This is a genomic window from Ensifer sp. ENS10 (assembly GCF_014852025.1).
Lineage (GTDB): Bacteria > Pseudomonadota > Alphaproteobacteria > Rhizobiales > Rhizobiaceae > Ensifer.
Map to the genome: position 1 here is coordinate 190,444 of NZ_JACVAS010000011.1, position 14,594 is coordinate 205,037.

Here is a 14,594-nt window from a genome sequence, read left to right on the forward strand (position 1 = left end):
TCAAGGTTTGACGGATCGTCGGTTTTCTGCCTCGTTCGTTCAATGTTGACCGGCAACGCCAAGCTCCTGCATTGAATGTCTCGCCCGTCGCAGAAGTGCCTTTGCTCCTTGACGTTCGGCGATATCTACGGCTGAGCGCAGGTCGAGGATGATGGGATCCTTGGTGGTGTTGCCCCGCGCCTGAAGAACGGCGCGGCGACGGTAGAGCTCCGCGAGCCAATAGGCATGACCGGTTTCCTTCGCCTTTTCGATCGCGTCATTCGTGACCTCGAGCGCTGACTCATAGTTGCCGGCTTGCCCGAGCAGCGTGGCGTGCATGTAGAGATAAATCGGGAGATCTGCGACGACACCGAGGCTTCTCAAGAGCGACAGCCCTTCGCGAAACATCGCATGTCCGCTCGTGAGGCTTTCCCCATGCGCTAGAGCCCATCCAGCAAACAGCAGCGACAGGCCGGACAGCGACTGCATTTCATGCGATCTCGCGAAGTCTGCCATTCTCTTGGAAATTTCGGTGAGACGCCCATAGTCGTCCCGATAGAACGCAGACACCGCTTCCGTATCAAGCGAATGCGCCTTGCTGGGCGCGTGTGATATCCGGTCAACGAACGCGACCATCTTCGAAAGAGCCGAATCCGATGCTTTCGATTGTCCTGTCAGCCACAGCGAAAGGGCCAGTTGCCCTAGACCGCACACCTTGGCGTCATGGCCGCCAAATAACGTTCGGTTGGTTTTCGCCGATTGCTCGTCATAAAGCGCCAGTCCGGCCTTAATCGCATCCTGGGCCTCTCGATGGTGGCCAAGGTTAAAAGCAATGGCCCAGATGCAATGGTTAACCTGGAGCTTGATCTCCGGATCTTCCGTCCCAGCCTGCATGGCCCGCACTTGCAGAGCGCGTTCGCGCATAACGCGAAAGTCTGTTCCCGTGAGCCACCACCCCCAATAGATCGGAAACCATCTGGATTGCTCTTCCATCGGTTGCCGGCGGGCGATGGCTACGCCATCCTCATATAACTTGCGAGCCGGAGGTGAGTTCAGTCCGACAAGACCGGTCAAAACTGGGCCGAGCGAAATCAGCGCGGATAGCTGCAGTGTTTCGATCGCATGTCCCGCGCCGAACCGGTCGCAAATCTCCACGGCGTGCTCCAGGTAGTTGCGCGCCTCTACCATCGCCGATCGGCTCGAGCTTTCCTTCCCTGCCGCAGTGTACAATTCGATTGCGTTTTCGATGAAGCCCGCTCGTTCCGCATGTTCGGCGAGCGTTCCGGTGTCCATCCAAGCGGCCATTTGGCGGTTTTGACTGACAGCAATGAACAGCCGCCGATGCAATGCCTGCCGCTGCCTGCGCAAGAGCCCATTGTAGATCGTTTCCTGAATCAAAACGTGCCGGAAGCCGTAGGCGATATGCCCTCGCGTCCTGATCCGCATCAGGAACCCTGAATCACTCAGGGTATCGGCGGCCTTGACCAAAGACTTTTTGCCCAGCCCTGGCAGCAGTTCGCGAAGCAACGATAGCGTGAACCGGCTGCCCGCAACTGCTCCCGCTCGCGCCACGTCTCTGGCCGTGCCCAGGTGGTTGAGGCGTGCGTCCAGTATTTCCTCGAATGCCGACACATGGCTGGGTTTGACGTTTTCCGACAGGCTCATAGTGTCTGCAGCAACGTTCTCCGAGACCCATTGGCAGATCTGCTCGATGAAGAGTGGGACGCCGCCGGATATCCTCTCGATAACGTCATAGAGCTCAGGAAGCATGCCCTGCCTCTGCTCCGGCCATCTTGCCTCTATCGCCCGTCGTGTTTCGTCACGATCAAGCGGGAGCAGCGTCAGCCGCGTGGGGTTGGCCGCGTCCAGCCAATCCGACGCAAACCCGAGACGTGAGGTCGCGACGAGGAAAATCGGAAGTTGGTGTGCAACCCGAGCGGCCTCCGCCAGCAAATCCCGGGAGGTTGGATCGATCCAGTGGATGTCTTCGACAGCCAGGACGATCGGGCCGTTCGCGCACAACGCCGCGAGTGCGCGAAACACGGCGCGATGAGCCTTTTCCCGGATGGCTTTTGGGTCGTTGTCGGCGAGCCGTTGATTTCGTCCCAGCGCACCCAGCAAATACGCGAATGTTTCAATCGTTTCTGCGTCGCGAATGCCGTTTCGTTCAAAGGGGTTTGCTACAGCGGAGGCGGACAGGCCCAGTTGATCGTCTTGTCCCGACGTTGCGCCCATAAGACTGTTCAACAGGGGATGCAGCGTCGAGCGATGCCCGCCTGGCAGGCACTGAAAGAAGTACAGCCCTGATCGCCGGTCGCGCGTCATCTTGCGGACTTCCCGCAGAAGCCGCGATTTTCCGATGCCTGCATCTCCTTCGAGCAGGAGGATTTCGCCACCTTGCGCGGTGACCTTTTCCCAACAGGCGGCGATCGTGTTCAACTCGCTTTCGCGGCCAATGAAGGGGCCGCCAAGGCTCCCGAAAGCGTAGAACCTGTCGACATCAATCTTGTGACCGAGTGCGCGCCATACCTTCTCGGGCACAGTGAAGCCCTTGAGCGTCCTGGCGCCTTCGAACACGAAAGCATGCGACCTACCGGCCAGGTCGCGCGTGTCCTCCGAAACGAAAACGCTGTCTGGGTCGGCAATCTCTTCCAGACGGGTGGCTATGGCCAGTGCAGCACCCGTAACCGGTTCCCCCTTCTCCTCCTGCGTCTCTTGAATGAGCGCAACGGATGTCGCGATCCCGACTCGAACGTGCAAGTCGTCGCGCCCGGCTTCTCGGGCAACGCCCGCGCAGCCCTCGACGATCGCGAGACCCGCGCGAATGGCGAGCGAAGCCGCATCCTTCGCACCCAACTCGATCGGAAAGAGCGCCACGCCGCCATCTCCAGCCTCAAGCTGCATGACGCCGGAATGAGAGATTATCGCGTGTTTCGCTGCATTCTGAAACGCAACGATCAGTTCCTGATAGTCTTCTATGTCGAGCAGGTGGAGAAGTCTCGTCGACCCGACGAGATCATAGCAGATGGCGGTGACGATCCGCCGCTCACCTCCATATTCGGAGAGGCGTCCCTTGCGTCCCGAAGGTTTCGTCGGTTGTCGTGGGTTGTTGACCCGACTTTCGAGCATCCGCCACCCCCACCGCTCGCATGTATGATGGATTAGGAATATATAGCATAAGCGAGCGGCGTTCGCGTAGGAGCAGCAATTCTATCGGGCCGCCGCATGCCCCCAAAGCTGTATTCGTCGAGCGCCTTGCCTGGCTCAACGCTTGAGGTTCCAGCCATCGCTGACCTTTGGTTTGCGGAAGGATGCAGTATAGCCCGTGTGCATCCGCTGGTGATCGGCCCATGCAATAAGTGAAACTTCCGCCTAAACCGGCGAAGCCCGTTTCAGTCCAGCATTGAGGACAGTCACATAGGACGAGCAATCGCTCAAAGACGACACCGCCGGCACTCTCAGAAGCCAGCTTCTTTCTGATGGCGCACGGCGAGGATTGTCAAAATGTCCCCATCAATACGGTAGCGCGTGATGTATCCGCGATCTCCAAAATCAATGAGCCACTCTCGATATTGATCAGGCAGATCATCAATGAGGCGCCCCATTTTAGGATGTGCGCCAAGGGCTTGCACACCCTTCAGAATGGCTTCACCTGCTCGCTTGGCTGCCAATGGGCTTTTGGCCTGCAAGAATTTGCGAAGGTGTTCAAGATCACGAACAGCTGCTGGCGAGAAGACTATTTGTGGCATTCAGGTGCGGCGCTCTCGTCGTCCGTTCCCCACGTGGATAGCCATTTTTCGACCTCGTCCTCAGTGGCATGTAGGCCGGTTGCTTGATACTCCTCCCACGCGCTGAGCGTGGCGTGTCGCAATGCCTCTCGCTTCTCTTCTCGCTCCACGTATTGTGCAATCGCTTCACGCATGATCCAGTGAGAAGACCGGCGGCGGATTTCGGCCAAGTGTTGAACGCGGCCCTTGAGCTCATCATCGAGCTTGAGCGAGGTCGGGGATGCCATGGCAACCCTCCTTAGTTAAAGGTAATACCAGGCGCTAAATATAAGCGCTGTCGTTTCACTTGTCTATGATCCAGCTGAGACTTGCACGCCCCGCGACTAACAATTCCCTTGCTCTTGACCAGGTTTGAACCGCGTACTTATGCGATCGTTGAAGCACACTTCCTGTACAGCGAGGATAGTGCGCACAGGGCATCGTAGACGTGCCTAAGCCGCAATCGGCGTTTCATGCAGATGCCGCCACCGGAGCGAGCCATCCGCTGAAGCTTCCAAAACGACGGTCGAGCGTCTTGCTGTTTCAACCCCGCCCGCATCCGCGTGCGTCTCGCGATAAGTGACGCAGGCTCCGCCCGACCATTCCTGACTGATCTGCATCTCGTCGACCGTGATCCGCAGCTCCGGGCGCTTCCCGTGCAGACGTGCGAACAATTCACCCACGCCCTCTTTTCCGAGAGCCGTCCCTTGCACGGAAATCATGCGAAACTCAGGCGAGAAGCGTTCGAGCAGTTGCACCAGATCGTTGGGGTGGGCTGTCCCGGTGAACCAGCGCTCGATCTCAATGTGGAGATCGACAATTTCACGGAAGAATTTTTCAATATCGGTCATGTTCGGCTCCTTGTCGGACAGCTTGAAAGAATGGGTTACGCGCGCTGACTGGCTCGCGGCAGCCGCAGAACGAAGGGCAGCGGCAACAAGATCAGAACGGCAGCGATCACAAAGCAGTAGCGGTAGGGCAGGACGTCGGCCACGCCGCCGCTGGTCGCCAGGAAAAGCCCCAGCAGGCCTCCCAGCACACTCGCACCGAGCGAGAAACTGAGCTGACGGTTGATGTTCCACAGCGCACTTGCCTCTGCCATCCGTTCCGTCCGAACCGACGTAAAGGCTGCCGTCTGGGCGGTGGACGTGCAAAGGCTTGCCCCGAAGCCCATTACAGCAAAGGACGCGATGATGAACTTTCCGGCGAATGGCGTGGCCAGCAGCAGCACGCCGGCGCAGGTGACCGTCATGCCGACGAGAAAGAGCGGGCGCGGGCCGCGGGACGCGAACAGCCGCCGCGTCGACATGATGGCGACGAAGGATGCTGCTGCCCATGGAAGCATGAGCATGCCGGTCTGTGTGGCCGTCAGACCAAGGCGGTCCTGCAAGTACAGGGAGGCGACCAGGTTTACGCCCGTGAAAACGCCCGGCACACACAGGTAGATGATGCTGCCAGTCCTGAGCATCGGATCGGAAAGCAGATGCAGATCAAGCAGCGGATTGCGCGAGCGCAACGCATGGCGGACATAGGCAGCGCCCGCGACGATCGCCAAGGCAAGGACAATTGCGGCATGAACGCCGTTTCCCGTCTGACTAATGAGCGTCAGACCAAGGGGAAGGCAAAACAGGGTGATGGCGCTCAGCAGGAAGCCGGGAATGTCGAGCGCCGGCTTCGCTTCCGCCAATCGATCGACGGGAGCCCAGGCAAGGGCCAACGCAGCTATCGCCGCTGCCAGTGGCGCAACGCCGATAAATACCCAGCGCCAGGACACATGATCGGCCGCGAGCCCGCCGATGGCGGGTGAAAGTGCCGGCACCAACAGCGCGACCGTCATGACCACGGCCGTCAGATGGGCGCGGTCTTCCGGAAGATAGGCGCGATAGGCCATGCTCTGGCCGACCGGCACGAGCAGTCCTCCGCCGAGACCTTGAACGAGGCGCCAGGCAAGAAGCGTCTCAATCCCAGTGGCGCTGCCTCCGCCGATACCGCCCACCGCAACAATGAGCAGGGAGGCAATGAACACGCGGCGTTCGCCGATCCGGCGCGCAAGCCAACTCCCCAGCGGAATGGCGACAGTCAGGCCAAGCATGTAGATCGTGCCGACCCAGGCGAGCTGCACGACCGATGCGCTCAACTCGCGTTGCAACGCCGGCAGGGCGGCGTTGAAGATGAACATATTCGCGAGATCGACGGCGAATCCGAGAAGGTAGAGGGTGGCAATTCGGGAGGGGGCGGACAACGGGAAAACCTTCGATGGGAATGACGTCCGCAGGGATATTCCCTTTCATGCCGTCGAATAAGTCGATACAATTAGACATCACCTGTCGTATATTTTTACCAATTGGAGTACTGCATGGCGGTGAGTCTGGATCGCCTGACTGTTTTCCGAGCCGTCGTGGAAACAGGATCGTTCACAGCGGCTGCCAAGCAACTCAATCAGGCCAGAGCCGCCATCAGTTTCAACCTCAAGCAGCTCGAAAGCGAATTGGGCGTCACACTCCTTCATCGCACCACGCGCAGCCTTGGTCTGACCGATGCCGGCGAACGGTTTTATGCGCGCTGCCTGCGCATTCTCACGGAAGCCGATGAGGCGATTGCCGAAGCGCGCATGGAGCAAACGGTGCTGAGCGGCAGCTTGCGGCTGACATCGACCGTTGAATATGGCGTCGCGGTGATTGCTCCGGCCCTTCAGGAATTCGCCGCGCTGCATCCAGACCTCGACATCCAGTTCGAGGCCTATCCGACGAATGTCGACCTCGTGCGCGATCGCTTCGACGTCGCCATCCGGCTGGGGCGCAACGAGCAATTCCAGACCTCGCCATATGCCGGTGTGCATTTGGGGACGTATCAGATCAGGCTGGTCGCGTCGCCGGACATCATCGCCGGCGTCGAAGAAACTGCTATTGGTACGCCGGAGATGCTGAGCGCGTTGCCGTACATCAGCAATGCCACCGTCGACCGTGTGAAAAGCTGGAAAATGTACGACGAAGACGGCCGCGAATGCACATTCGAGGTGCCTCGTCAGTCCCGGCTGCTTGCCAACAACGCGTCGGTCGTCAAGGCGCTGGCGGTTGCCGGCGCAGGCGTAGCACTTCTGCCTGACTGGTTCGTGGCGCCAGAACTCGCCGAGGGCAAGTTGGCCGACGCCCTGCCGTCCTATCGCTTCCCCGATCACCAGATTTACGCGATGCACCTGCCCATGCAGATGGTCCCGCAGAAAATCCACGCCTGGCTCCGTTTCCTCAGGGATTATGTCCGTCGTTGAACTTCCTGGCACGGCACGGCGGACTTCTGCTCGGAAGGTGTCAGCGCGCCTGATTTCCGACCTCCCCATCACATAGTGGCTCACAATTTTCGTTGCTGGTTGGTCTGAAAACCGCTTTCGTCGAACGGAGAAACGTTTTTCAGCGTTGAACGCTTACCGTCAACCCAGCCGAGAAAGAGCGCTTAGGTTGCAGCCACGCCTCTGCGCCGGCCGCGCAGTGGCGGCGAGCGCAATGGCGTTCCTCTCCTGTCACCTCGGCTGGATGCGCCGCCAATAACGCTCGAAGTTATTAATGTCTTGTGTGATGAATTGCCGTTATATTATTGTTTTACAGCAATATTTTGATTGCTTTGTTTGATCCAAGCCATGTAACCCATGACGATGCGCACGAATGGTTCGCAGCGATTGGCCAGCTCGCCGAGGCGACCTGCCCAATGACCGAAAATGGCTTCATCCGGATTGTGGGCAACCCCAAATATCCCAATTCTCCCGGTTCTCCGTACCTCGTAATGGAGATGATGGGAAAACTGCGGTCGCTCCCCGGCCACAATTTTTGGCCTGCCGACGTGAGCCCGTTGGGTCCGGTGATATTGATCCCACAAAAATTCTGACTGCTGGATAGGTCACTTCGTCCGACAGGCGCGCTTACCTGCCATGTTGAACTGCATCCTGTAATTGCCTGACGAGTTCTGCGGTCCGTGGATCGTTCGGCTGGAGACGAGCGAGCGCCTCCGCAAACTCAAGCGTCTCGGCATAGCGGCCGAGTTTGAGTCCAAGCTGAATGGCAGTGCCGAGCAGATTGGCGTCAGTCGCACCCCCCGGAACGGTCGGATCGAATAGTTCGAAAGCGTCATCCGTGCGGCCCACCGCATCCAGCGCGATTGCTGCCGTCGTCCTGTATCGGGAGTTGGCAGGGGCCAGGCGCACGGCAGCCTCCAGTTCCCGGATCGCGTCCGGCATCGCCTTTTGGCGAACGAGCGACAAACCATGTCCGTAGCGAAGGTCTGCCATATCCGGGTTGGCGGCGACCGCCTCAGCGTAGGCCTGTTCGGATTTCTCATTGTCACCGCTGGCACGATACAGCTCGGCGAGATTGATGCGCGCACCCGAAAGCGTCGGATCGAGAATAATCGCCTGGCGGAACGCCTTTTCCGCGTCGCGCCCCTGTTCGAACAGGAAGGTCCCATGGTTGTTCTGTACCTCGGCGACGTCCGCGTTGGCCTCGACATAGGCGCGCAAATCGTCGACGGCCGCATCGAAGACCCGGCGTTGGTCGCCGAGAAGGTCCAGTGACGGGGTGCTGCCAAGAGCCCTGGCTGCGGCCACCCGGACTGCTCGGGCTTCGTCGCCAAGAAGAACGCCGATCGCGGCCAATCGAAGTTCAGGCGGCAAGCTGGCAGCCGCTTCTGCTGCCCCCAGTCGGACGAGCGGATCGGAGTCTTTCGCTGCAACTTCGACGTCTGCGGCCGTGGCTACTCCGTCGAGCCTCGTCATTTCGGCAATCGCACTGCCCCTGACGATGCCTGGTTGTTCGCGGTCGGCCAAAAACCTGCGCAGATCATCGATCGCTGCACGATCGTCCTGCGCCGCTGCCGCGAAGGCGTGCGCGATCGTCGGGCGATTGCGCCAGTGCGTGCCGTACCATTTGTCCATGGTCTCCGCTGACCATGCGTTTGTCCTGCCTTCATGACACGAGGTGCAGGCATTCGGGACGCCGTAGGCTTCGGAAAGGTCTGGGCGCGGGATCACGAAGGAGTGGTCGCGTCGCGGATCCGCCTTCATGTAGGTGCGCTGGGGCATGTGGCAGTTGGCGCATTGCGCGCCGGGCGACCCCGTCGGGTGATGGGTATGTGCCGTCGTGTCGAACACTCCGCTGGGATCGTATTTTTCAAAACGCTCCGGTGCCGTTTCAGTGTGGCATTGCGTGCATAGGGCGTTGCCGACGGCCTTGACCGTACCTTCATGTGGCTTGTGGCAATCAAAGCAGGTGACGCCCGCTCTCGCCATCTTGCTCTGCTGGAAGGAGCCGTACTCGAACACCTCGTCGAGAATCTGTCCGTCCGGAAAATAGAGGTCCCGGCGGAGCAGTGCCGGCGAAAAATGGTCGAGGAAGGCGTTTCCGGGTCGATAGCCATCGACAAGCTTGGTCCGCCGCGCGTGACAGGCAAAACAGGTGCCTGCATCGACCTTCGACAGGCCCAGACCGGGAGCCGCCGTCGGGGCATCTTTGGATTTGGCCTTGGCCCACTCGACATGCTTCGCACCGCCGCCGTGACAGGACTGGCAGCCGATGCTGGTCGCGACGTAGGACGACTTGTATTCGTTCGTCTCCGGCCGAAAATTGACCTGAGGGTTGGTGGAATGGCAGTCGATGCAGGTGCGGTTCCAGCGATAGAAAGGCCCTGTCCAATGATAGGTGGATGCTGGCCGTGCCGGTTTGCTTTCGCCGAGCCAGAACCACGCCTGCTTGTCTGTGTCCCAGGCGACGTCGAAAGCCTGCAATCGCCCGTGACCGAGATCGATCAGATATTGCTGCAGGGGTTCGTAGGCAAAAGTGTATTTAACCTCGAAGTCCGCTTGCCGGCCGTCCGGTCCTTCCGTGCGGACGAAGAAGCGACCGTCGCGGCGGAAGAACTCTGCCGCAATGCCATCGCGCTCGAACCGGGTGTTGTTGAAATCGGCACGCACGGTTTTGTCGTCGGCAAGGGCCATCGCCTTGGCGTGATGCGACGTGGCGAATGCGGCCGCCTCATCGGCGTGGCAGGACGAACATGTCGTCTCGGCCACGAACCCGTCATGAATCGCGATCAGCGGATCGGCGGCAGGCGGAACCGTCTCGGCCGCAACGGTCTGTGCGGCGAACGCAAGCAAGGCGCCAAACAATAGGGCTGCCCGAATAAATGCCGCTGAGAGAACAAACCCCGTCAATCGAACGCTCCGTATCGTTCTGGAACAAAGGTCTCGCTGCACCCGGCAGCGTGACCAAAGCATCGGGCAGAAAAGCAACTGAGAGAACCCAATCAGCCGAGCTTTCCATTTTTTGTTCGTGGCGGCTGTGTTCGTGCTGACTACAACAACCTGCCAGGTTAGTAGCAAGGCGGGTACGGATAGTAGCCGCATTGCGGCGGGTAGTAATACGGATTGGCTGCTGCAGCGCCGACGGCGGCACCAGCCACCACCCCCGCGGCAACCGGAGCGCCGCGATACCAAGCCCCGTGATAGACGGGCGCGTGCCAATAGGCACCTCCGACATGGGCGAAACTGGCGTCCCCGACACGCGCATAGCTTCCATGAAACCCGCCGGCACCAAAGTCCCCACCGCGGAAGCCACCTCCGCCAAAACCACCGCCGCCAAAACCACCGGCGAAATGATCAATGAAAACCGCAGCGGGTCCGGCCGCACCACTCAGACTTCCTTCCAGAACGGCAATATCGAATGTGAGCGTAGTACCTTCCAGTTTTGGAGATTTCAGAGTGACCACGACGTCACTGACGTCCGAGCCGCCACCTCCCAGCACCGACACCGTTGCGTTTGGAGGGTCGATGGCGAAGTTGTCCTTGCCCTCATCCCACTGCATGATGAACTGTTCGGTGGTTACATGTCCGGCGGCCCGCACCGGTCGATCGGCAAAGACGATCGAATTTGCCGACACGCCAGTCAGAACCAATTTGTCACCATCGATCTTGGCGCCATCCGAGTTGATGACCGCAAGTGACGGCACCGGACCGGTGGGCGCGACCGTTCCGATCGCCTTGCCCAGCGGCACATGCTGCTTCTTCGTGGAATCCTGGGCGAGTGCAGCGGTTGCCGCCAGTGCCAGGCCTCCGACAACGGCTATCAAGCCGGCGACATGATTGATTTTCATCGTGGATGTCCTTCGAGTTTGGGATAAGCGGCAGGGCCGCCTGTCCTGATGGCCTCACGAACGTGGATGGACATTGACTGCACAAGAGGGTCGCACACGATGCACGCAACGCAGTCTACTTCTTCGGAAAGATCTCTTTCCAATCTGCCTTCATGTCGACCACGGTCCATTTGTTTATCGCCGCTGCATCGAGCGCCTCGTCGAGGCGGCCGAATTCCGTGTCGCGATCGTAGGCGTATTCACGTTCGGCATCGGTGTGATGAATGAGCATGGCGAAACGGACGCTCCCACCCGTCATTGTCGTCCATTGCAGCATTTCCAGGTCGCCGTCGGAATTGCCGAAGGCGGCGATCGGGCGGCGGCCGATATGCTCGTTGATGCCGACCGGCTTGCCGCTCTTGTCATCGATGAAGTTGACCTGCGGCAGGCGAAACAGGGTCGGCATCCCGTCACGCATCTCGAACTGGGTTTTGATCGACGAGCCTACGACCTGCTCGGGCGGGACGCCATAGACCTGTTCCGACCACGGCCGCATGAACTCGATGCCGCCGCCGGATACGATGAAGGTCTTGAAGCCGTTGGCGCGCAGATAGGCCAGCAGTTCAAGCATCGGCTGGTAGACGAGTTCGGTGTAGGGACGCTTGAAGTGCGGATCGCGTGCGGTGGCAAGCCAATCGGAAACGACTTTCTGGAACTCGTCGCTGGTCATTCCGCTATGGGTTGTCATGATGAGCTCGATGAGGCCCTTTTCGCCGGATGCGGCAAGGGTCTTCATGTCGCCTTCGAGCACTGCCTTGAACGGCTGCGTGTCCTTCCATTCCGGATGGGACGGAGCCTCGGCCTTCACACGGTCGAGCGCGAAGGCGAGTTGGGTATACATCGGATGCTCGACCCACAGCGTGCCGTCATTGTCGAAGACGGCGATGCGCTCAGGCTCCGGGACGAAGTCGGGCGTGTTCTCTGTCGTCACCTTCTCGACAAAGGCGACGATGGCCGCCTTCGGGGCGGTGTCGTTCCATGACGGCAGCGGATCGGTCTGGGCCTGGGAAGGATCGCCGGAGCAGGCGACAGCGATCGGAACCAAGATTGCCGCGAGCGTTACGAACAGTCGACGACGGCCGCGCTCGAAATGATGGAACACTCCCATGTCGTGTCTCCTGTTGTTGGCCGAGCAGTTGCCGCGGTAACGGCAAGCGCCTTGGGGGTCGTTCCGCTACTTTCCCGTGAAAAATACAGAGCGATCCGCAGCGCGTCCGGTTGGCAGGCGGCCGTCCTGGGCCGCCCCGCCATGTCGTACGCCCATTGGCGCGTCAGTCGTGACCGGTCTTCATTTCCCGGACCTGCTGCATGACCTGCTCCAGATTGTAGCTTGCCGGGTCCTGCATCGGCGGGAAGTCGACGTAGGTCTGGAGGTGCTTCAGCCACAACTGCTGCCCGATGGGTAGCATGTTCCAATCGTAGACGTAGGCGGTGGACGGTGATGCGATGGCTCCGCCCGTACCGAAGAGCGTCTTCAACTGTTGTCCGACCGAAGTCTCGAAAGGATCGCGCTTGATGTTGACGACCTGCGTCCAGGCGTAGGGGACCACGCCCGTGATAAAGCCAGCCGGGTCGTCCGACACCATCGCGAAGTACATCTTCCAGTTCTTGTATCGCACTGCCGACGGCTCCTTACCGGAGTAGTACAAGAAGTGGTCGCGCGCGGATTTTTCCGACTTGCCTTCCAGGTAGTCGCGCTGGTTGACCCCGTCGAGCGTGGTCTTGGCGATGCCAGGATACTCGCCCTTCTCGATCCGCGCCTTCAGCTCGTTGCCCTTGGGGCCGCCGGCAATGTCGACCAAGGTGGGCAGCCAGTCGAGAGCGGCGAACATCTCGTTCTTCACCGTTCTGGGCTCGATATGCCCGGGCCAGCGTACAACCAGCGGCGCGCGCATGCCGCCTTCCCAGGTGGACAGCTTGCCGCCCTTGAAGGGGGTGGTGCCGCCGTCGGGGAAGGTGATCGTCTCGGCGCCGTTATCGGTGGTGAAGACGATGATGGTATTGTCGAGCTCACCCATCTCCTCAAGCTTTTTCAGCACGTAGCCGATGTTGTCGTCCATCTGCTTCATGCCGGCTTCGTTGACGCCCCAGTCCTTGCCGCCAGGCTCGCCGACCATGGCCAGGTACTTGTCCGGGAGCACGGTCGTGATGTGCATACGGGCCGGGTTGTACCAGACAAAGAACGGCTTCTTCGTCTTCTCGGGATCGTTGCGGTCGAGGAAGTCGATAACCTTGGCCGAGATCTCCTCGTCCACGGTCTTCGATCGCTCCAGCGTCAGCGGGCCCTGATCCTTGCAGCTTTGGTTCGCCGCAGTCCCGTCGGACGATGTGCACGCGAGCATCGGCCGCGGTGGCGTCAGGCAAGTTGTCGTCTTGGGATCAACGGCCGCGGGATCCTCTGCAAGTCCTGGGATCGGCGTGTTCTTGCAAGGCGGCGCGAGTGTCTGCTCGGTCGGTGTCCTGTTGATATCAGGGAAGCTTACTCCCTGCATGGCGTCGAGGTGATACAGATACCCCCAGAACTCCTGGAAGCCGTGCGCGGTCGGCAGGGATTCAGTGTGATCTCCGAGATGGTTCTTGCCAAACTCGCCGGTGTTGTAGCCGAGATCGAATAGGAACTTGGCGAGCGAAGGCGTGCCGGTCCGCAAGTAGGACGGGCTTCCGGGAATTTCCGGTAGGACCATGCCGACGCGCACCGGCTGCATGCCGGTGAGGAAGGCAGTGCGTCCGGCCGTGCAGCTCTGCTCGGCGTAGTACGTCATGAACTTCGCACCCTCATTGCCGATGCGGTCAATGTTGGGCGTTTCTCCCACCGCAATGCCTTGATGATAGATGCTCGGCTGCATCCAGCCGATGTCGTCGCCCATGATGAACAGGATGTTCGGCTTTCTCGTCTCCTGAGCTTGCGCCGGGGCGATCGCGCCCCAGAGAAACGCCACAGTCGTCAACGCACCGAGACTGTAACTAAGGCTTTTGCGGATCATTTTCAGCTCCTCCGGTGAATACACATCTCCCGTTCGGAAGATATCCGTTGCGGTGGCCTTCGCGCTGGAGCGCCGCGCGTTCAAGGGGGAGCGCACAAAGGACACTCTGGACGCATGGACGACAATCCATCGAAATTCGGCGACCGCATGTAAAACCTTGCATTGACGGATGCGCCGGAAGCACGCCGGAGCATTCGCGTCTGCTGTCCGTTGAAATTGGAATTATGCCCAGTTCACGTAATCGCTACCTATGCGAACGCCACCCATCGCATCGGAGCCTAGTCAGGATTGCGCCTCAGCGATATTGTCCTTTGGGGCAGCGCATGAACGGCTGCGTGTCCGTCCATTCGGGATGGGAAGCTGCCTCGGCCTTCACGCGGTCGAGTGCGAAGGCGAGTTGGGTGTACATCGGATGCTCGACCCACAGCGTGGCGTCATTGTCGAAAACGGCGATGCGCTCCGGTTCGGGAGCGAAGTCGGGCGAGTTTTCCTTGGTCACCTTCTCGACGAAGGCGACGATGGCCGCCTTCGGGACGGTGTCATTCCACGACGGCAGCGGAGCGGTCTGGGCCTGCGCCGAGGCAACAACAAACAACGTTGCCAGGCCAAGCACGACTCCGCCGGCCAGTCTGAGGAAGTTACGTCCCAAAGTCATAACGACCCCTCCATCGGTTAGGTGTCCAGATTCCCG

General features: G+C 60.0%; 10 protein-coding genes and 2 pseudogenes. 2 read left to right on the forward strand and 10 right to left on the reverse strand.

The window, feature by feature from the left end; all coding sequences use genetic code 11:
• Positions 1-39 precede the first annotated feature (39 nt).
• From IB265_RS30005 to IB265_RS30025, 5 genes are all read right to left on the reverse strand, one after another.
• Positions 40-3,108 carry an AAA family ATPase gene (locus IB265_RS30005; protein WP_192495602.1) on the reverse strand — a complete coding sequence of 1,023 codons (3,069 nt, stop codon included), beginning with the start codon at positions 3,106-3,108 and terminating at the stop codon, positions 40-42.
• A 329-nt stretch (positions 3,109-3,437) separates the two neighbouring features.
• On the reverse strand, positions 3,438-3,728 hold the full coding sequence (locus IB265_RS30010) for a type II toxin-antitoxin system RelE/ParE family toxin (protein WP_192495603.1): 291 nt from the start codon (positions 3,726-3,728) through the stop codon (positions 3,438-3,440).
• A complete protein-coding gene (locus tag IB265_RS30015; RefSeq protein WP_093233766.1) occupies positions 3,716-3,994 on the reverse strand; it encodes a CopG family ribbon-helix-helix protein in 279 nt (92 codons plus the stop codon). The genes IB265_RS30010 and IB265_RS30015 overlap by 13 nt, the downstream gene beginning before the upstream one ends.
• Before the next feature lie 204 nt (positions 3,995-4,198).
• Positions 4,199-4,597, reverse strand: a complete 399-nt coding sequence (locus IB265_RS30020) for a DUF4440 domain-containing protein (protein ID WP_057248772.1) — start codon at positions 4,595-4,597, stop codon at positions 4,199-4,201.
• Between the two features lie 35 nt (positions 4,598-4,632).
• The gene (locus IB265_RS30025; RefSeq protein ID WP_192495604.1) at positions 4,633-5,988 is read right to left on the reverse strand and encodes an MFS transporter; all 1,356 of its coding nucleotides are present in this window, start codon (positions 5,986-5,988) and stop codon (positions 4,633-4,635) included.
• Between the two features lie 114 nt (positions 5,989-6,102).
• On the opposite strand from IB265_RS30025, the gene IB265_RS30030 reads away from it, so the two are divergent.
• Both IB265_RS30030 and IB265_RS30035 read left to right on the forward strand, forming a co-directional pair.
• Positions 6,103-7,014, forward strand: coding sequence for a LysR family transcriptional regulator (locus IB265_RS30030; protein WP_057248774.1), 912 nt, complete (start codon positions 6,103-6,105; stop codon positions 7,012-7,014).
• Positions 7,015-7,331: 317 nt separating this feature from the next.
• A pseudogene (locus IB265_RS30035) lies at positions 7,332-7,633 on the forward strand (VapC toxin family PIN domain ribonuclease); the annotation flags it as partial.
• Positions 7,634-7,659: 26 nt separating this feature from the next.
• On the opposite strand, the gene IB265_RS30040 reads toward IB265_RS30035, so the two are convergent.
• The 5 genes and pseudogenes from IB265_RS30040 to IB265_RS30060 all read right to left on the reverse strand — a co-directional run.
• The gene (locus IB265_RS30040) at positions 7,660-10,134 is read right to left on the reverse strand and encodes a multiheme c-type cytochrome (protein WP_246806095.1); all 2,475 of its coding nucleotides are present in this window, start codon (positions 10,132-10,134) and stop codon (positions 7,660-7,662) included.
• The gene (locus IB265_RS30045; RefSeq protein WP_113133994.1) at positions 10,101-10,880 is read right to left on the reverse strand and encodes a hypothetical protein; all 780 of its coding nucleotides are present in this window, start codon (positions 10,878-10,880) and stop codon (positions 10,101-10,103) included. Before IB265_RS30045 ends, IB265_RS30040 begins: the two co-directional genes overlap by 34 nt.
• A gap of 115 nt (positions 10,881-10,995) precedes the next feature.
• On the reverse strand, positions 10,996-12,027 hold the full coding sequence (locus tag IB265_RS30050) for an HAD family phosphatase (protein ID WP_057248776.1): 1,032 nt from the start codon (positions 12,025-12,027) through the stop codon (positions 10,996-10,998).
• Between the two features lie 163 nt (positions 12,028-12,190).
• A complete protein-coding gene (locus IB265_RS30055) occupies positions 12,191-13,903 on the reverse strand; it encodes an arylsulfatase (protein ID WP_256436678.1) in 1,713 nt (570 codons plus the stop codon).
• Positions 13,904-14,201: 298 nt separating this feature from the next.
• A pseudogene (locus IB265_RS30060) lies at positions 14,202-14,558 on the reverse strand (haloacid dehalogenase-like hydrolase); the annotation flags it as partial.
• Positions 14,559-14,594: the final 36 nt, after the last annotated feature.